16 protein-coding genes and 1 pseudogene are annotated in these 18726 nt (G+C 72.5%); 8 read left to right on the plus strand and 9 right to left on the minus strand.

The annotated features are described in order from the left end of the window. The first annotated feature begins 81 nt into the window (after positions 1-81). Complete coding sequence (locus WH85_RS13480; protein WP_045742162.1) at positions 82-684, plus strand: TetR/AcrR family transcriptional regulator; 603 nt, start codon at positions 82-84, stop codon at positions 682-684. Here the strand turns inward: WH85_RS13480 and WH85_RS13485 are convergent. Both WH85_RS13485 and WH85_RS13490 read right to left on the minus strand, forming a co-directional pair. Next, positions 670-1692: an MBL fold metallo-hydrolase gene (locus tag WH85_RS13485; RefSeq protein ID WP_045742163.1), complete on the minus strand. Its 1023-nt coding sequence runs from the start codon at positions 1690-1692 to the stop codon at positions 670-672. The two genes, WH85_RS13480 and WH85_RS13485, sit on opposite strands and share 15 nt — an antisense overlap. 106 nt (positions 1693-1798) lie before the next feature. Next, positions 1799-2743 carry a nucleoside hydrolase gene (locus tag WH85_RS13490; RefSeq protein ID WP_045742164.1) on the minus strand — a complete coding sequence of 315 codons (945 nt, stop codon included), beginning with the start codon at positions 2741-2743 and terminating at the stop codon, positions 1799-1801. A gap of 246 nt (positions 2744-2989) precedes the next feature. On the opposite strand from WH85_RS13490, the gene WH85_RS13495 reads away from it, so the two are divergent. Next, entirely contained in the window at positions 2990-4882 is a 1893-nt protein-coding gene (locus tag WH85_RS13495) for an ABC transporter ATP-binding protein (protein ID WP_045742165.1), read from the plus strand. A 128-nt stretch (positions 4883-5010) separates the two neighbouring features. On the opposite strand, the gene WH85_RS13500 is transcribed toward WH85_RS13495, so the two are convergent. Together WH85_RS13500 and WH85_RS13505 are read right to left on the minus strand one after the other, a co-directional pair. Beyond that, complete coding sequence (locus tag WH85_RS13500; RefSeq protein WP_083448980.1) at positions 5011-6471, minus strand: acyltransferase family protein; 1461 nt, start codon at positions 6469-6471, stop codon at positions 5011-5013. Between the two features lie 351 nt (positions 6472-6822). After that, positions 6823-7872 (minus strand): aldo/keto reductase, encoded by a 1050-nt coding sequence (locus tag WH85_RS13505; RefSeq protein ID WP_045742166.1) that lies wholly within the window; start codon positions 7870-7872, stop codon positions 6823-6825. 92 nt (positions 7873-7964) lie between these two features. Here WH85_RS13505 and WH85_RS13510 point away from each other — a divergent pair, with 92 nt between their 5' ends. Then, complete coding sequence (locus WH85_RS13510; RefSeq protein WP_045742167.1) at positions 7965-8588, plus strand: TetR/AcrR family transcriptional regulator; 624 nt, start codon at positions 7965-7967, stop codon at positions 8586-8588. A 59-nt stretch (positions 8589-8647) separates the two neighbouring features. Here WH85_RS13510 and WH85_RS13515 read toward each other — a convergent pair whose 3' ends face one another. After that, complete coding sequence (locus WH85_RS13515; RefSeq protein WP_045742168.1) at positions 8648-9673, minus strand: MerR family transcriptional regulator; 1026 nt, start codon at positions 9671-9673, stop codon at positions 8648-8650. Between the two features lie 169 nt (positions 9674-9842). Here WH85_RS13515 and WH85_RS13520 point away from each other — a divergent pair, with 169 nt between their 5' ends. Then, positions 9843-11411 carry a FadD3 family acyl-CoA ligase gene (locus WH85_RS13520; RefSeq protein WP_045742169.1) on the plus strand — a complete coding sequence of 523 codons (1569 nt, stop codon included), beginning with the start codon at positions 9843-9845 and terminating at the stop codon, positions 11409-11411. 226 nt (positions 11412-11637) lie between these two features. Then, positions 11638-12243 carry a Uma2 family endonuclease gene (locus tag WH85_RS13525; protein ID WP_045742170.1) on the plus strand — a complete coding sequence of 202 codons (606 nt, stop codon included), beginning with the start codon at positions 11638-11640 and terminating at the stop codon, positions 12241-12243. Between the two features lie 78 nt (positions 12244-12321). On the opposite strand, the gene WH85_RS13530 is transcribed toward WH85_RS13525, so the two are convergent. Then, entirely contained in the window at positions 12322-13296 is a 975-nt protein-coding gene (locus WH85_RS13530; protein WP_157410971.1) for a hypothetical protein, read from the minus strand. Positions 13297-13507: 211 nt separating this feature from the next. On the opposite strand from WH85_RS13530, the gene WH85_RS13535 reads away from it, so the two are divergent. Continuing rightward, positions 13508-14038, plus strand: coding sequence for a hypothetical protein (locus WH85_RS13535; RefSeq protein WP_045742172.1), 531 nt, complete (start codon positions 13508-13510; stop codon positions 14036-14038). A 52-nt stretch (positions 14039-14090) separates the two neighbouring features. Then, the gene (locus WH85_RS13540; protein WP_045742173.1) at positions 14091-15626 is read left to right on the plus strand and encodes a flotillin family protein; all 1536 of its coding nucleotides are present in this window, start codon (positions 14091-14093) and stop codon (positions 15624-15626) included. Positions 15627-15727: 101 nt separating this feature from the next. Here the strand turns inward: WH85_RS13540 and WH85_RS13545 are convergent, their stop codons facing one another. Continuing rightward, positions 15728-16408, minus strand: coding sequence for a hypothetical protein (locus WH85_RS13545; protein ID WP_045742174.1), 681 nt, complete (start codon positions 16406-16408; stop codon positions 15728-15730). Between the two features lie 126 nt (positions 16409-16534). On the opposite strand from WH85_RS13545, the pseudogene WH85_RS48675 reads away from it, so the two are divergent. Continuing rightward, a pseudogene (locus tag WH85_RS48675) lies at positions 16535-16687 on the plus strand (TetR/AcrR family transcriptional regulator); the annotation flags it as partial. A gap of 10 nt (positions 16688-16697) precedes the next feature. Here WH85_RS48675 and WH85_RS13550 read toward each other — a convergent pair. Together WH85_RS13550 and WH85_RS13555 are read right to left on the minus strand one after the other, a co-directional pair. Next, positions 16698-17129 (minus strand): type II toxin-antitoxin system Rv0910 family toxin, encoded by a 432-nt coding sequence (locus WH85_RS13550; protein ID WP_045742175.1) that lies wholly within the window; start codon positions 17127-17129, stop codon positions 16698-16700. Between the two features lie 117 nt (positions 17130-17246). After that, on the minus strand, positions 17247-18641 hold the full coding sequence (locus tag WH85_RS13555; protein WP_045742176.1) for a hypothetical protein: 1395 nt from the start codon (positions 18639-18641) through the stop codon (positions 17247-17249). Between the last annotated feature and the right edge of the window lie 85 nt (positions 18642-18726).

An 18726-nucleotide genomic window follows, 5' to 3' on the forward strand; every position in this document is an offset into this window, starting at 1 on the left:
GCTGACCGCGATCTCCCCGTGCGGCCCCGGATCTTTCTAGACTGGTCGCCGATCGTGAGGGTGCGGCAGCGGGGAGGCGTCATGGAGGCGAGCGGCGGCCCCGTCCTCGGACGACCCCGGGATCCCGGGGTGGACGACCGGATCACCCGCGCGGCGGCCGAGGTGTTCGGCGCGTACGGCTGGGCCCGGTTCTCGGTGGACGCGGTGGCCCGGCACGCCGGGGTCGGCAAGGCCTCCATCTATCTGCGCTGGGCCAACAAGGAGGCGCTGCTCGCCGCGGCGCTGGCGTCCCGGCTGGCCGGGGTGAACGACATCGACACCGGCTCGGTCCGCGACGATCTGGTGCTGCTGGCCCGGCAGGTGTTGCGGGCGTTCCTGGACGAGGCGGGCGGCGCGGTGTTGCGGCTGCTCGTCGAGGCGGACGGCATCCCGTCCGGTCAGGAACATCTGGACCGGTTCCTCGACTCGCAGGCGGCGGCCGGCCGGGCGATCGTGCGCCGGGGTGTGGAGCGCGGTCAGCTTCCGGCCGGGACCAGCGCGACGATGCTGCTCGACTGCATCAGTGGGGGCGCGCTGAGTCATGTGCTGGCCACGCCGGCCCGGTTGCGGGCGCGGGTGGCGGCCGGTGCCGACGAGTACGCCGAACGCCTGGTCGACTTCGTGCTCGTCTCAGTTCGTCAGTAACGCTTCCTTCTTGCGGATCAGCCGGCCGTCCGCGACGAGCAGGTCGACGTGGGCGGCGGTCTCGGCGACCGCACCCACCTTCATCGCGCCGATCTGCGACCAGGGGCGGGACCAGCTCAGGGCGGACGCCAGCTCCCACACCGTCGGGGCGCCGAGCCGGTCGACCGTCGCGACGATCTCCGCGCAGCGTTCCCGGTGGTGTTCGGTGATCTCGGCGGCCCGCTCGGCGATGCCGCGGAACCGGTATTCGTGGGCGGGCAGGGCGGCGTGCTCGTCGTAGGCGGCGAGGCGGGCCAGCGAGTCGAGGTACCGCTCGAGGGTCCGGCCGTCGCCGTCGAACTGCAGGCCGATGTTGGGGGTGATCCGGGGCAGCAGGTGGTCGCCGGTGAGCAGCAGACCGGCGTCCGGTTCGAGCAGGCACAGGTGTCCGGGGGTGTGGCCGGGTGTCCAGATCGCCCGCAGCCGGCGGCCGGCCATCGGCACCGGGTCGCCGTCCTCGAGGAGCACGTCGGCGTCGGCGAGTGGGGCCATGTGCCGGCTGACGTCGTCGCCGAAGGCCGCCATCAGGTCGGCGATCTCCGCGTCCGGGACGTGGAAGCCGCGCAGCCAGCGGGCCATCGTCTCGTGCGGCCGCGGGTCGTCGCGGCGCAACGACTCGCGTTCGGCGGGGTGCATCGCCACCCAGGCGCCGGAGGCCCGTCGCAGCCGGGCGGTCAGGCCGTGGTGGTCCGGGTGCACGTGGGTGATCACGATGCCGGTGACGTCGGCGGGTGCGGCGCCGGCCAGGGCGAGGCCGCTGATCAGGGCGGACCAGCCGGGGTCGCTGTTCCAGCCGGGGTCGACGACGACCAGGCCGTGGTCGCCGGGGACGAGGTAGGTGAGGGTGTAGCGCAGCGGGTTGTCCGGGATCGGGACGGGCACCGAGACCAGGCCGCCGGCCAGCCGCTCGACCGGTGGCAGTGTCCGGGCCCGCCAGGCGGCCTGCTGTGCCTCGCCGAGGACCTGCACCGCGCACCCCTTTCCTAGACGACTCTCGTCTAGGAAAGAAGCTACATCAGCCGAAGGAGTCCCGCTGCTGCGGAACGGCGTTCCGGAACCCGCGCCGACGAGAACATCACCCCGTCGCCCCGCCGACCAGCCGGGTGACCAGCTGAGGGCCGAACGGCGCGGTCAGCGACAGCACCACCCGGACGTGGGCGCCCGGCTGATCCGGCCGGCCGGCCCGCAGCCCGCGCAGGTCACAGATCGTCTGGCCGCGACCGGGACCGTCCGTGTCGTCGACCACCACCCGCACCGCCGGCGCCAGGGCGGGCACCGCGGCGCCGATGGCCACCGCCGCCGCCACCGGATCGTGCAGGGCGCAGGCGCGACGCCCGTAGACGCCGACGTAGTAGTCCATGTAATGCTCGAGGATCGCCCCCAGCGCCCGCGGCAGCGGCGACCCGGCGGCCAGCAGCGCCTGCCGGTCCGGCTCGGTGAGGGTGTGGTCGAGGGTCACGTCCAGCGGCACCAGCGTGATCGGCCACGGCGCGGCGATCACCGCGGCGGCCGCCGCCGGGTCGTCGAGGATGTTGGCCTCCGCGACCGGGCTCCGGTTCCCCGGGACCAGGGCCGCCCCGCCCATGATGGTCACGTCACGGACCAGCTCGGGCAGGCGCGGCTCGAGGCGCAGGGCGACGGCCAGGTTGCTGAGCGGGCCGAGCGCGACCACGGAGAGCTCCCCGGGATACCGGTGGGCGAGACCGATCAGCAGCTCGGCGGCGCTGCCGTCGACCGGCCGGCGCCCGGAACGCGGCAGCTCGACACCACCGAGACCGTTCGACCCGTGTACCCGGCCGTCGTTGCCCTGCCCGGCCGGCGCCCCGACACCGGCGGCCACCGGGATGTCGTCCCGCCCGGCCAGCGCCAGCAGGTCGAGACAGTTGGTGGTGGCCTGGTCGACGCCGACGTTGCCGAACACCGTGCCGATGCCGGCCGGGGCCGTGTCCGCGGCGAGCAGGAAGGCGAGGGCGAGCGCGTCGTCGATGCCCACGTCGGTGTCGAGATAGAGCACGGTCATGTCAGATCCCACACGTCCACCCCGTCCGCCACCATCGACCCACCGTAGCGGCGACTCCACAAGGGATCCAGGAATCGGTGGTCCGGGTCCGCGGGATCCGGCCGCCGGGCGGGTGCGGCTCAGAGGTGACATGGTGCGTCGGCACAGCCCGAGACCAGAACGCGTTCCGATGACCGGTCGGAGTCTCCACCGGCGGGTGACAATTCGCTTGACCTGAACCGAGGGTGAGGTGGCACCTTCGGCGGCATGAGCATGGAGATGACCGCCTGGAACTCGCTCTACCACGTGATGAACCAACAGGACGACAAGCGTCCGTTCTCCCTCGCCACGCTGCGCCGCATCGCCCGGTTCGCCCAGCCGCACCGGGCCGCGCTGACCGGGTTCCTGCTGCTCAGCGTGGTCACCGCCGGGCTGGCCGTGGCCACCCCGGTGCTCGCCGGACGGATCGTCGACGCGATCGTCGGCGGCGGCACCACCCGGCTGGTGACCGGTCTCGCCATGGTGATCGCGGTGATCGCCCTCGTCGAGTCCGGCCTCGGCCTGATCCAGCGGCGGCTCTCCGCGGGCATCGGCGAAGGCCTCATCCTCGACCTGCGGACCGCGGTCTTCGACCACGTGCAGCGCATGCCGATCGCGTTCTTCACGCGTACCCGCACCGGCGCCCTGGTCAGCCGGCTCAACAACGACGTGATCGGCGCGCAGCGGGCGTTCAGCGACACCCTCTCCGGTGTCGTCGGCAACCTGGTCACCCTGCTCCTCACCCTGATCGTGATGATCGGCCTCTCCTGGCAGATCACCCTGCTGGCGCTGCTGCTCCTGCCGGTCTTCGTGCTGCCCGCCCGCCGGATGGGCGGCCGCCTCGCCCAACTCGAACGGGAGGCCGCCACCCACAACGCGGCCATGAACACCCAGATGACCGAACGGTTCTCGGCACCGGGGGCCACCCTGGTCAAGCTCTACGGCAGGCCCGGGGCGGAATCGGCCGAATTCGCCGCGCGCGCCCGCCGGGTCAAGGACATCGGGGTACGCACGGCGATGTCCCAGATGGTGTTCTTCACCGCCCTGACGACCGTGTCCGCGCTGGCCATCGCCCTGGTGTACGGGCTGGGCGGGTTCTACGCGCTACGCGGTCGGCTGGAGCCCGGCGCGGTCGTCGCCCTGGCCATCCTGCTCACCCGGCTCTACGCCCCGCTGACCTCCCTGGCCAGCGCCCGCGTCGAGGCGATGAGCGCCCTGGTCAGCTTCGAACGGGTCTTCGAAGTGCTCGACCTCGAACCCCTCATCGAGGAACGTCCGGACGCCGGCGACCTGCCCGACGGTCCGGTCTCGGTGGAGTTCGACGCGGTCCGGTTCGCGTACCCGGCCGCCGACCGGGTGTCCCTGGCCTCCCTGGAGGAGGTCGCGTCCCTGGACACCCGCGGCGGCGTCGACGTCCTGCACGAGGTGTCGTTCCGTGCCGAACCCGGCCAGATGATCGCCCTGGTCGGCTCGTCCGGCGCGGGCAAGTCGACGATCGCCTCCCTGCTGCCCCGCCTCTACGACCCCGACCAGGGTGCGGTACGCCTGGCCGGCGTCGACGTCCGTGACCTGACGTTCACGGCACTGCGCCGCACCCTCGGCGTGGTCACCCAGGACGGCCACCTCTTCCACGAGTCGGTCCGCGCCAACCTCCTGCTCGCCGACCCGTCGGCCACCGAGGAGGACCTGTGGGACGCCCTGCGCCGGGCATTCGTCGCCGACCTGGTCGCGGCCCTGCCCGACGGCCTGGACACGGTCGTCGGCGAACGCGGGTACCGCCTCTCCGGCGGCGAACGCCAGCGCCTGACCATCGCCCGCCTGCTGCTGGCCAAGCCCCGCGTCGTCGTCCTCGACGAGGCGACCGCCCACCTCGACTCCACCTCCGAGCTGGCGGTGCAGGCAGCACTGGGCGAGGCGCTGGCCGGCCGCACCGCCGTCGTGATCGCCCATCGTCTGTCGACGGTCCGCGCCGCCGACCTGATCCTGGTCGTCGAGGCCGGCCACATCGTCGAACGCGGCACCCACACCGAGTTGCTGGCGGCCGGCGGCCGTTACGAGGAGCTCTACCGCACCCAGTTCCAGCAGCACCCCCAGGAGGAGGCTTCCGATCAGCCGGCCTGACCACGGGCGACCCGGCGGCGTTCACGGAGGAGACCCGAATCGGCACCCGGGTCTTCACCAGCGAGGACGCGAAAGAGGGGCCGCGCGTTCGTCGAGAAGCGGCGGCCCCTCTTCCGGGGGCAGATGACTCAGCGGGTACGCGTGGGCGGCTGGGCCTGAGGATGCTGCTGCGGTGCGGCGTGCCGCGGCGGACGCTGCTGCGGACCGTAGAACTGCGGCGTCACATTCCGCGGGGACATCGGCTGGGCCGGACGTTGACCCTGCTGAACCGGACGTTGACCCTGTTGGACCGGACGTTGACCCTGTTGGACCGGACGCTGACTCTGCTGGACCGCGCCCTGACCCTGCTGGACCGGGCGGGGGTGACCGGCGACCACCGGTGGCGGCGGACCGGCCGGACGGCGCGGACCCTGGAAGACCCGGGTCTCGGCGTGGGCGGCGCCGGCCGCCATCACCATCCGGGGCATGGTCGGCGGGTTGTGATCGACCGTCGCCTTGCCCTGCGCGGCCGGCTCCGAGGTCACGGTTGGGACGGCGGCCTTCGGCTGGGGCCAGGGCAGGAACCGCAGGCGCCGGCGGGCCGCCAGGTCCTCCACCCAGCCGAACAGCAGCACCGCGTTGCCGAGCAGCACGATCGCGATGCTCAGGTAACCGACCTCGTAGAACTTGCCGAGACGCCACACCTCGAGGGCGTCACCGATCGGGTAGCAGAGCGCGATGGCGACGTTGTTCCACAGGTAGAAGGTGACCGCGCGGGCGTTCAGCAGCGACACCCACTTGTCCAGACCGGCCCGCTTGCGCAGCCACTGCATGTTCGGCTTCCAGCGCAGCAGCACCAGGACGAAACCGAGGCTGTAGACGGCGTACGCCAGCGGGATGTCGGTCAGGCCACCGGCGTCCGGGTGTGCCCAGTGCCAGCCCATGCCACCCGCCAGGCACACCGCGGCGACCACCCCGGTCAGCCAGCCCGGCACCTTGCGCAGGGTGCCGTCGCGGTGCGCGAAACCGAGGATCCAGCACGCCCCGTAGATGCCGAGGTTGGTGCCGATCTCCTCGAGGTTCGCCTCCGGCCACACCGGGTGCCACTGCATGATCGCGAGCGCGACGATCGGCAGCAGCACCGCGCCCAGCTTGATCCGGTTGTACACCCAGAGCAGGATCGGGGACAGCGCCACGAACCACAGGTAGGTGACCAGGTACCAGAGCACCTCGGCGGCCTCGAACCCGAACGTGCTCGACGGCGGGTCGACGAACGGCACCACCCAGGCGATCAGGTGCCACAGGGCCGGTTTCTCCTCCCAGCCGACCAGGAACATCGCCGGCACCAGGACCGCGCCGAGCGCCCAGTAGGCCGGGAGCAGCCGCCGGACCCGGCCCCAGATCACCTTCGGGGCGGGCGACTTGTTCAGCGAGTTGGCCATCAGCGACCCGGCCAGCGCGAACATCACGCCCATCGAGGGGAAGGCCAATTCGATGATCGCGTACGGGAAGTAGTGGTACACCGAGACGCGGATGATCGCCAGTGCCCTGAGCAGGTCGAACCACCGGTCCCGCGAAGATGATGGTGCAGCCACGGCAGGCTGAGCCACGACGCCCTCCCAGGCACGAAGAGACGGGACGTCGTGGCATCACGGCAGCCCGGCAGCTCGGTGGAGCCGCGCCGTGACGCTAGGACCGGAGTTTTGGCGTGCGCTGTGCCCGGCCTGTCATCCTCGGATGGCCCGGTCGCGTCCTGTCCGGTACGCGTCCCGGAGCAAGCGTTTGTACAGTTCGCCGTTCGGGTCGCGGGGCGGTGCGGTGGTGAAGTCCACGGTCCGGGGCAGCCTGCACCGGACCGGCCGGCCAGGCGGATGGTCGTGCAGTTCCCGGCGCGCCGACGGGCCGGGTGCACCCGGCCCCCACCATCACCTCCGGCGCGGAGCGGTGCCTGGACCTGTTCCTCAGTGGGCTCTCGTCGTCACCATCGGCGGGTTGAGCCGGGCGAACCCCTCCTGCCGCTGATAGGGGAAATAGGGGTACGGGGCGGTGACGGCACTCGCCTCGTCCAACCGGCGGAGTTGTTCCGGGGTCAGTTCCCAGCCGACCGCACCGAGGTTCTGCCGCAGCTGCTCCTCGGTCCGCGCCCCGATGAGCACCGACGCCACGGTGGGCCGGGTGAGCAGCCAGTTGAGCGCGATCTGCGGAACGGTCCGGCCGGTCTCCGCAGCCGTCGTGTCCAGCGCGTCCACCACCCGGTAGAGCAGTTCGTCGTCGACCGGCGGCCCGAAGTCCGCAGTGGCGTGCAGGCGGCTGCCGGCCGGCAGCGGTCGTCCCCGGCGGATCCGCCCGGTCAGCCGGCCCCAGGCGAGCGGGCTCCAGACCAGCGCGCCGACCTGCTGGTCGCGGGCCAGCGGCATCAGTTCCCACTCGTAGTCCCGGCCGGCCAGCGAGTAGTACACCTGGTGGGCGACGTAGCGGGGACGGCCGTGCCGGTCGGCGGCGGCCAGCGACTTCATCAACTGCCAGCCGCTGAAGTTGGAGACACCGGCATACCTGATCTTGCCGGCCCGCGTCAGGTCGTCGAGGGCGCTCAGCACCTCGTCGACCGGGGTCGACGCGTCGAACGCGTGCAGCTGGAACAGGTCGATGACGTCGGTGCCCAGCCTCCGCAGGGCGTCCTCGCAGGCCCGGATCAGCCGGGGCCGCGAGGTGCCGGCGTCCCGGGGGCCGTCGCCGGTCGGCAGTCCGGTCTTGGTCGAGATCAGCACGGCGTCCCGCCGTCCCTTGAGCGCCGTGCCGAGCACCTCCTCGGAGGCCCCGTCCGAGTAGACGTCGGCGGTGTCGAACATCGTCACGCCCGCGTCCAGGCAGATGTCCACCATGCGGCGGGCCTCGCTGACGTCGGTGGTGCCCCAGGCCCCGAAGAGCGGCCCCCGCCCGCCGAACGTCCCCGCGCCGAAGCTGAGCGCGGGCACCCGAAGTCCCGACCCGCCGAGCTGCCGATGTTCCATCGTCACCCTCCATCGCCTTAAAGGAACCCAGGTCCCGTTAAGATGAGCCGACGGTAGCAATCCTTCGGATTTAATGGAACTGGAGTCCCGTTATGAGTGAGCCCACACCGCCCGGCGCCCGCCCGGGGGGACGCACCGCCCGGGTCCGCGCCGCCGTCCTCCGCGCCGCCGAGGACGCGCTCATCGAGAACGGCTTCGCCCGCCTCGACCTGGCCGACGTGGCCCGGCGCGCGGTCGTCGGCAAGACCACGGTCTACCGGCGCTGGGGCACCGTCGAAGCCCTGATCGCCGACCTGCTCGCGGACATGGCCGCGCAGTCGCTGCCCCGCGCCGACACCGGCACCCTCGAGGGCGACCTGCTGGCCAACGCCCACCTGGTCCAGCGCACACTCACCGACCCGCGCCAGGGGCCGCTGTTCCGGGCGATCCTCGCGGCGGCCCTCACCGATGCGGACACGGCTGCGGCGCTGCGCCTCTTCTACGACACCCGGGTCGCCGAGTGGGCGCCGGCGGTGCGGACCGCCGTCGACGGCGGTGACCTGCCACCGGCGACCGACCCGGCGCAGGTGATCCGGGCGGTGTCCGCGCCGCTCTACTACCGCCTCCTGACCGGTGCGCCCCTCCTGCCCGCCCACGCCGACCAGGCCGCCCACAGCGCCATCGCCGCGGCTCGGGCCGGCACTCTCACGTCCCCGCCTCAGCATCTCGGCCGTTGATCGACGGGGCTGCGGCCGGGACGACGCCCGGCCGGAGTCCCGGCAGGCCGGCGAACGGTTCAGGGGCGGCCGCGCAGCCAGGTGAGGACCTGGGTGGCGTGGTCGGCGGGCGGGTCGACCGGGTAGAAGACGTGTTCGATGCGGGACCCGCGGAGGATCAGGGTCAGCCTGCGGAGGAGCGGCCGGCCGCCGGCCTCGAAGGTGGGCAGGCCCAGTGCGTCGCGGAGACCGAAGGCCTCGTCGGAGAGCATCGCGAACGGCAGGTGCAGGCGGTCGACGAGTTCCCGTTGATACTCGGTGTTCTGCGTGGACAGCCCGTAGACGTGCGTGGCCCCGGCGGCACGCAGGTCCTGGTGGTGGTCGCGGAAGGCGCAGGCCTGCGCGGTGCAGCCACGGGCGCCGGGAATGGTGTCCCAGCCGTCCGGGAGGTCGACGCCGGGGCGGCCGCTGAGCGGATAGAGGTAGACGACCGACCGCCCCTCGCCGAGTCCGGTCAGGTCGACCGTGCCGCCACCGGTGTCGGGGAACGTCAGGGCGGGCACCGGACGGCCGGTGAGCCGTCGCACCAGCTCATCGGGGGCCTCAGCCTCGTCGGGAGTTCCGGGTGAGGTGGACGGACCGGACGAGTCGCGCGAGGCGGGAACGGGCTCAGGGACGTGCGGGGTGAACTGGCAGGCCGCTTCCGGCGCGGGGACGGGCGGCAGATCGATGTGCGGGTACGGGCCGGGGAACGAGCGGGTGGCGGCCGAGTCCAGGTGGCCGGCCAGCTCGTCACGCCAGCGGGTCAGGCGGGCTATCCGGGTGGAGAGCGCGTCGATCGCGGCACGATAGGCGGCCAGCGACGCCGGGCACTCGTCCGCCGAGTCGTGGCCGCCGGCCAGGCACTCCACGAACGGGCGGGTCTCCTCCACGGAGAGGCCGAGCGCGGTCAGTTCACGGATCTGGGCCACCTGGCGCAGTGCCACCTCGTCGTAGTGGCGGTACCCGTTCGCGGACCGGGCCGGGGTGAGCAGCCCGGCCTTCTCGTAGTAGCGCAACGCCCTGATGGTCACTCCCGCCTCGCGGGCCAGCTCTCCGATCAACACGCGCCGACGGTAGACCTTGACCCGCAGGTCAAGGTCAAGCCGGCTCGGCCTCGAGCCGGTCGCGGACCTCTCCGCGGAACGCCTGATCGTTCACTGGCGTCCCCTCGCGGTCGTGCGTAGGCTCGCCCTACCGGCCGAGCATCTGCTCGGTAAACATCGGGAGATGTTTATGGACAAGACCATTCCGGCAGCCGTGGCGTGGGCCGCCGGACGGTTCGGCGACGCGCCCGCCCTGATCGATCCCGGACAGGGCCGGTGGACGTTCGCCGAGCTCGCCGAGCAGGTCCGCACGGTGGCGCGGGCGCTGACCGCGGCGGGCGCCGCACCCGGCGACCGGGTCGCGATCTGGGCGCCGAACACCGCACGGTGGGTCCTCGCCGCGCTCGGCGCGAGCTGTGCCGGTGCGACTCTGGTGCCGGTCGACACCCGGCTCAGCGCGCTGGAGGCCGCCGACGTGATCGGCCGCAGCGGGGCCGGAGTCCTGATCGTCACCGGTCCGCTCCTCGGCCGCGACCGGCTCGCCGAGCTGCGCGCCACCGGCAGCCCGCTCCCGGAGATCGTGATCTCCCTGGCCGCGTGGGACGAGCTGCTCGACCGGGCCGCAGGAGAGCCCGGCGCCCACACCGCCGGGGAGCCCGGCATCCGCACCGCCGAGGACGCCGGCATCCGGGCCGCTGCGGAACCCGGCATCCGGGCCGCCGCGGTCGCGGTCATGCCGGACGACGTCAGCGACATCCTTTTCACCTCGGGCACCACCGGGCGCAGCCGGGGCGCCATGAGCACCCACCGGCAGTCGCTCGGCGTGGCCACCGCCTGGGCGGAGATCGCCGGGCTCGGGCCGGGCGACCGCTACCTGATGGTCAACCCGTTCTTCAGCGGCTTCGGGCTCAAGGCCGGGCTGCTGGCGTGCCTGGTCAGCGGGGTGACGATCGTGCCGCAGGCGGTGTTCGATCCGGGCCGGACCCTCGACCTCGTCGAGACCGAACGGATCAGTGTGCTGACCGGCCCGCCCACCCTCCACCTCGGACTGCTCGACCATCCGGACCGCACCGGGCACGACCTGTCCTCGCTGCGGCTGGCGGTGACCGAGGCGGCGATGCTCGCGCCGTCGCTGGTCACGCGGATCCGGGACGACCTGGGGTGCCGGACGGTGCTGACGGCGTACGGGCTGACCGAGGCCGTGGTGGCGACGATGTGCCGGCCCGGCGACGACGTGCGGACGGTGGCGTCCACCAGCGGGCGGGCCGCGGCCGGCTTCGAGGTGCGCATCGACCGGCCCGGCGGTGAGGTGCTGCTGCGCGGGCCCAACCTGATGCTCGGCTACCTCGACGACCCGGAGGCCACCGCCGCGGCGATCGACGCGGACGGCTGGCTGCACACCGGCGACGTGGGACGGCTGGACGAGCACGGCAACCTGACCGTCACCGACCGGATCAAGGACATGTACGTGTGCGGCGGCTTCACCGTGTATCCCGCCGAGGTGGAACGGGTCCTCGCCGGTCTGCCCGGAGTCGCCGAGGCGGCCGTGATCGGCGTTCCGGACCGGCGACTCGGCGAGATCGGCAAGGCGTTCGTGGTGCCCCGGGCCGGCCACGGTGTCGCGATCGTCGAGGTGCTGCAGTACTGCCGGGCGCAGCTCGCCGGATACAAGGTGCCGCGGACCGTGGAACTGCGGGCCGAGCTGCCGCACGACGCCTCCGGCAAAGTGCTGAAACACCTGCTGCGGGAGTCGCGGTGACCGTCGTCCGCCAACGAGCGGCGCGGACGGGTCGTCCTGGTCACCATGGGCCGGCCGCGGTCGGCCCGGGATCAGCCGCGCCGCGCCGGCCGGCCTGCCGTCGAGCCGGTCCGTTGCCCACCAACGGGTGAATTCCCGGGAGCGGAACCGGCCCGACCTGGATCTCTGCGGGATGCATCCGAATCGGGGATGGCCCAGTGGGGCCGATCACCTCTAAACTAGTCTCATGACTACTGGTCCCACGTCTAGCTTCGAAGCCTGGCCGGCACCCGAATGGCTACGGCCGCCGACCGACGGTTACACGACCGCCGACCTCGACAGCATTCCCGGAGTTCCGACACACACCGAGCTTATCGACGGAAGCCTCGTCCTCCGTGGCCCCCAGTCCGCATTTCACACTCTCGCGCTCGATGTCCTCGTCCAGGGGCTGCGCCGGTGCGCCTCCCCGGCCCGTTTCCGGGTCCGCCGCGAGATGACCCTGGTGCTCGGCCGGCGCCAGCGGCCCGAACCGGACGCGATGGTCATCCACGCGGAGGCCGGTGTCGACCCGGAGGCCACGTGGTACCCGGCGGACGCCGTGATCCTCGCCGCCGAGGTGGTCTCCCCCGCCTCCGCGGAACGCGACCGCAGTGCCAAACCACGGTTGTACGCCCGGGCCGGCATCCCGCACCTGTGGCGCATCGAGGAGGTGGACGGGCGGGTCACGGTCTACGTCTACGAACTGGATCCGGCCACCTGCCAGTACCTGCTGATGGGCATCTTCCACGAACGCCTGAAACTGTCCGTCCCGTTCCCGGTCGACATCGACTTCGCCGACATCGACTGGCTGTGACACTCCGGTCTCCGCAGGCGCCGGTGCGGTTCCGCAAGCCGGGCCGGACGGCGCACCGGGATGCCGTCCGCCGGTTCACTACCGGAGTCGACCCGTCGGGCGCCCGCCGGAACAGGTGTAGGCGTACGTGACCGTGCCCGCCGTCCGCAGCGGCGACGAGACCACCGCCCCGGTCTCGGCGAGCGCACGCCCGGCGATCCGCGGGACATACCGTCGTGAGTAGTTGGTGACCTCGAAACGCACCGTGTATCGCCGCCCGACCAGGGCGGGCAGCCGAAAGAACGAGGCCAGCATCCGGACCGCCGACGCCACACCCGGACGCACGCTGATGATCTCGTTGAAGTAGGCGCACCCGCCCACCGGGGCCTCCGCCACGATGGGATGCCGCGGGTTGTGCCACGGTGGCACGCCACCGAGCAGCGACCCGTAGGCGGTGACCCGGCCCTCGTCGGACCAGACCGCCACCAGCGTGTCCGGGGCGGTCAGCAGCGCTTCGTACTCGTCGCGGTCACCGGACATCGCCATCGGATGGTACGGGCTCAGCGCCGCCTCGAACCGGGACCGGTTGAGTTTCCACAGCTCGTCGGTCAGTCCCGCCGCCCGCACCTGGGGCCCGGTCCGGAACCGCAGGTCACCCGTCGAGCCGGCCACCGCCTCCCGCAGTGTCGCCATGTCGCCCCACGGCACGCCCGGCTCCCCGATCGTGATCGTCAGCAGGTCCAGCCCGGCCGGCCGGTGCGCCGCCGCCAGCCGCGGATCGTCGAACCCCGCCCACCCCGGCTGTCCGGTCCCCGGTTCGGGACGGGCCCTGATCCGCGGAGACGGGAGCACCCCCGGGCCGAGGAGATCCGGGGGCAGGAGTTCGGCGTACACCGTGTCGGCACCGGTCAGCACCCGGCACCGCTCGAGATCGAAGTCGGCCAGCAGTTCCACCGGCGCGATCGCCGGGACCGGACGGCCCGCCACCGTCGTCCACACCGTGCGGGCGTCGGCGCGGACCGTCGCGTACTCCGCAGCGGTGATCGGCCCGACCCGCCGGAACCAGGCCCGCATGAGATCGTCCGCAAACGCACGATAGTCGGCGAAATCCAGCACCGTCGCCCCCGTCAAGCGAACATCGCGAATATTCGACCGGGACGATACGCGGTCCGCCGGGAGTGATCAGCGCCTCGTGCGTGGTGGCCGTACGGCCCATGTATCGCTGGCGCGCCTGTTCTACCCTGACGACCTGCGTAAATGACCGGACGAACGGGGAGGGTGACCGGTGGCGACGGCAACGGTGGTGTTCTTGGTGATCGGCGGCTTCGGCGTCGCGCTCCTGGCACTGGCGCTGCTCGGCGGCGAATTGCTGCACATCGGGCATCCGGACGCCGGCGGGCCGGTCTCCCTCGAGGTGGTGGCCGGTTTCCTCGGCGCGTTCGGGTTCGCCGGCGCCGCGGCCACGGAACTGTTCGGTGCGCGTACCCCGGTGATGTTGGCGGCGGCGGCAGCTGTCGGCGCCGCGGCGGCCGTGCCCACCGGCTGGCTCGCGTGGCGCCTCGCCCGCGCCGCCCGCAACATGCGCACCGATGCCACCCCGACCCGCGACGACCTGGTCGGCACGCTCGGCGTGGTGGTCACCCCGGTGCCGGCCGGCAGCGGTTACGGCGAGGTGCGCATCCGGCTCGGCGGGCAGCCGGTGAAACTCAACGCCCGTGCCGTTCAGGCCATCCCGATCGGCGCGCAGGTCTTCGTGGTCGAGGCGGCCAGCGAGACCAGCGTCGTCGTCGAGGAGACCCGCGCGATCCAGGGATGACACCCCCCTTCCAGAAAAGCAGTGAAACCCCTTCCCGGTAGGAAAGGCATAGATGTCCTCCATCGTTTTGGCCGTCGGCGGCGTGGTGCTGCTGGTCGTCCTCCTCGTCGTGTTCGTGCTCTCCCGCATCAAGGTGGCCGGGCCGAACGAGGCGTTCATCATCACCGGCCGCAAGGGCCGGACGACGCAGTCCCTGGACGGCACCAGCACCACCGACATGTCCGGGCAGAAGGTCGTCATGGGCGCGTCGGTGTTCGTGCTGCCGGTCGTCCAGAAGCTGCAGTCGCTCGACCTGTCCAGCCGCCGCATCGACGTCAGCATCAAGGGCGCCGTCTCCAAGCAGGGCATCCGTGCCGAGCTGCACGGCGTCGCGATCGTCAAGGTCGGTGGCACCGAGGGCGCGATCCGGGCCGCCGCGCAGCGCTTCCTGCACCAGCAGGACGAGATCGAGGACTTCACCCGTGAGGTGCTGGCCGGCGCGCTGCGGTCGATCGTCGGGCGCCTGACCATCGAGGAGATCATCCGGGATCGGGCGGCGTTCGCCAGCGCGGTCGCCGAGGAGGCCGAGCACTCGATGACCAACCAGGGTCTGGTGCTCGACGCCTTCCAGCTGCAGGACATCGTCGCCGAGGGCTCCTACCTGCAGGACCTGGGCCGGCCCGAGGCGGCCCGCGTGCTCAAGGACGCGGCGATCGCCGAGGCCCGCGCCCGGCAGGCCGCCGAGCAGGAGCGCCTGCTCGCCGAGGAGGCCATCGCCGAGGCCAACCGGAACCTGTCGCTGAAGCAGGCCAGCATCCAGGCCGAGATCGACGCCGCGAAGGCCCAGTCCGCCGCGGCCGGCCCGCTGGCCCAGGCCGAGCGCGACCAGAAGATCCTGGCCGAGCAGCAGAAGGTCGCCGAGCAGAACGCCGAGCTCAAGCAGCGTCAGCTGGACACCGAGATCCGCCGCCCGGCCGACGCCCAGCGGTACCGCGTCGAGCAGGAGGCGGAGGCCGCCCGCAGCGCCGCCGTCCTCGGCGCCGACGCCCAGCGTCAGGCCACCATCGCCGGCGCGCAGGCGCAGGCCGAGCAGGCCCGCCTGACCGGTGAGGGTGAGCGGGCCCGTCGTGCCGCGCTGGCCGAGGCCAACGCGATCGAGGGTGCCAAGGAGGGTGAGGCGGAGCAGCGTCGTCGTTCCGCCATCGCCGAGGCGATCGAGCGTGAGGGTCAGGCCGAGGCGGCCGCGATCCTCGCGAAGGGCCAGGCCGAGGCCGAGGCGATGGCGCGCAAGGCCGAGGCGTTCGCCGCCTACGGTGACGCGGCCGTCATCGACCTGCTGGTCAAGGTGCTGCCGCAGGTCGTCGAGGCGGCCAGCGCCCCGATCGGCGCGATCGACAAGATGACCGTGATCTCGACCGACGGCGCGAGCTCGATCACCAAGTCGGTGGCCGGCAACGTGGCGCAGGGTCTGCAGCTGGGCAGCGACCTGACCGGCATCGACCTGACCGGTCTGCTCGCCAAGCTGGGTGCGGGCAGCGCGCTCGGCTCCGGCACGGGCGGCACCGCTGTCAACGGCGACCGCGCCGTCGAGGCCAAGACCGCCGAGTGAGACGCCCTTCGTAAGCCGACGGCCGCCGGGAGGAGTCCTCCCGGCGGCCGCTTCGTGTCAGGGCCGGCCGCTTCGTGTCAGCCGCCGCGCCGAGGAGACGGTCAGCCGACCGGGAGGCACTCGGTGGAGGTGGTCGCCTGCCGGTCGAGACGCTTGAACTGGGTGCCGGACAGCTTGTACCGGTAGGTCAGCTTCAGGTTGGGGCAGGCGTTGCTGCCCTTGGCGTCCACACCGTTCGCGGTGACGGTCACCACGCCACCGCTGACCTTCAGCCCGGTCAGCCACGGCTGGTCGGTCGGCCCGACGTCGGAGAGCAGCGTGCCGACCCGCCACGGCCGGGCCGACGGCGACGAACCGTCGAAGATCTCCACGGTCGACGGGTAGTACGACGTCGACGCGTCACACGTCCGCGCGACCAGGGCATCCGGCTTGCCGTCACCGGTCACGTCGGCGTTGACGACCTGCTGGACGACGGCCTCCTGATCGTCGTTCGCGCAGTCGGCGACCATCGCGTCCCAGTCGCCGGCGTCGCCGATCGCGGCGAGGTCCGCGCCGTCCTCCACCCCGGCCTGCGGGTCGCCGGTGTCCTCGTCGGCGGGCTCACCCTCCGCACCGCCGGTGGCGGTGCCGTCGTCGCCCGCCGGAGCGGTGGACGCCGCCGGGCCGGACCCGGCGACCGCCGGTGTCTGCCCGGCCTCCGGCTCGGCGTCCGAGCCGCAGCCCGCGACGAGCGTCAGGGCGGTCAGCGGTATGGCCGTGAGCAGTGCCACCTTCGTCAGCAAGGTCTCTCCCCCGTATGCGGCGGCCCGGTCCGGACCATCTCCGCGCCACAGCTTAGGAGACGCCCGCGACCGGCTGATCCCCTGTTCAGGCCACCTCGAGGAACAGCCCGGCCGCCCGCTCCCGATAGAGGCGGCGAGCCCACCACGGACGACCGCGCCAAGGCCCGGGTGATCGGCGACGTGTGGCTGTCCAACCTGGTCGCCTGGGTGACCCGCCGGGCCTCGGCCAACGACGTCGTCGACCACCTCGAGCTGGCCACCCGCCTGCTGCTGAAGTGACCGTCGCGGCTCAGCCCAGCAGCGACGCCAGTCTCTCCAGGGACTGCCGGGCGGCGGAACCGGCCTGTTTCTCCAACATCGCGGCCATCGGACCGTTGATGGCCGGGCCGGCGAACTCCACCTCGTAGGTGACCTTCGAGCCCTGCGGGCCGGGTTCGATCAGGAAACGGTTCTTGGCATTGACGCCCATCGGACCGTCGCCGGCGGCCTCGAAGTGGTGCGGCACGTCGGCGGTGGTCACCCGCCAGGCCATCTCGGCCGGCATCCCCATCAGCTTGACCTTCTGCCGCCACGTGCTGCCCGCCTCGAGAGCCGGCGGCAGATCACCGACGAAGCCCTGGTGCATGCTGTTCCATTCCGGGGTCCGGGGCAGGTCGGTGACCAGCTGCCACACCTCGGCGGGGTCGGCCGGGGCGGTCACCGAGACGCTCACCTTGGGCATGCCTCCTCCTAGATCTTCTCCGGCACCCGCATGACAGCCTCGCAACAACTAGAACAGGTTATGGCGGAGGACACCAGGTGACCGCCGAGGAACCACGGCCCTCCCCCGCCGGCCGGCTCATTCGATGACGCGGGTGGGGCGGGCGGCGCCCATCGGGCGGCGGGGTTCGCCGCGGGCCACCAGGATCGAGCGGGCGGTCAGGTCGGGCGGGGTACCGCCGCGTTCGGCGAGCCAGGAGATCCAGCCGGGCAGGAGGGCGAGCACCGCACCGGCCCAGGCGGACTCATGGTCCCGCCGGATCGTCTCGACGACGTGCGCCACCCGGTGCGGCGAACAGGTCTCGTGCAGCAGCTCCACCTCGGACGGCCACGCCCCGGCCAGCGTCTCGGCCAGATCGCGCAGTTCGTCCGGCTCCCCCATCGCATCAGGTTCGCCCCGGCCGGTCCTCTCCGCCGGGCTGGGCCTCTCACCGGGAACGATCCGCTCGGACCACCCGGGAGATCCGGCCGAGTCCTGGGCACCGGAGGGCTTCCACGGCTCGACGGGATCGGCTTCGGGACGCCGCCTGCGCCAGGCCAGGAAACTCTCCGCAGCCCGCCCGACGACGTTCTCCGGACGGGTCACCGGGTAGACACCGGGCAGGTCCAGGACGAGTTCGGCGAGCTTACGAGAACGGTGGTGTTCGGCCAACTGCTCGGCGGACTCCCCGCCGAGCAGCGGCATCCCGTCCCACACCGGCAGGATCTCCTCGAGCAGGCGCCAGTCGTCGGCTTTGCGCCAGGAGGTGCCGCCGGCCGCCACCGCACCGACGCCGACCTGCCAGGCGGCCAGCGCTTCTTCCGGGGAGGCGTAGTACCCGCCATGCACCGGGACCGGCGTGCCCGTGCAGGCGTCGACGTCCCAGAGATACCAGCGGGCCGGGCCGCCCGGCGTCTCGTAGAGTGCGGCGACCGCGAACCGGCTGCCGTACCGGTCCCGGGTCCAGAGCACCTCACCGGCCGGTCCGGGGCTCGTCGGCGAGTAGAGCGCCAGTTGTTCACGCAGCCGTTCGGGCAGGATCGCGGCCAGGGCGGCGAGAACACGTTCCGGCCCGGCCCGCCGCGATTCGTCAGCTCCGCCGCGATCGCGGGCCTCCCGGGGTCTGCCGGAGTCGCGGACCTCGTGGGCTATCGCCTCGCGGGCCGCGGCGACCGCCGCCTCCGCGAAGTGGTCCGGTCCGATGTGGTCGGCGCCGCGGCGTTCGCCCAGGCGGGCCAGGAGCGGGCCGAGCCGGGCGCACAACTCGTCCTCGAGGCCGGCGCCGGTGGCTGTCGAGGCGGCCAGGTCCGCGACGAACTCCCGGGCCGCCGGCAGGGCCGCACGGACCCGCTGGGCGTCGGCCCGCGCCAGGTCGTCGAGGACGACCCGCACCGTCTTCGCCGCCCGCACCTGCTTGAGGTGTTCCCGGCGCCGGTCGGCCCGGATCGACGCGGGCGACTTGCGGGACTTCTTGCGCTTCCGCGAGACAGGCACGCGCCGAGCATAAGAGCGGGACCGGGGCTTGGCCGGTACTGATCACCCGCACGGGGGGACCGCCCGGGCCTGCGGCGACGGCTTT

Source organism: Actinoplanes rectilineatus (genome assembly GCF_000962825.1).
Classification (GTDB): Bacteria; Actinomycetota; Actinomycetes; order Mycobacteriales; family Micromonosporaceae; genus Actinoplanes; species Actinoplanes rectilineatus.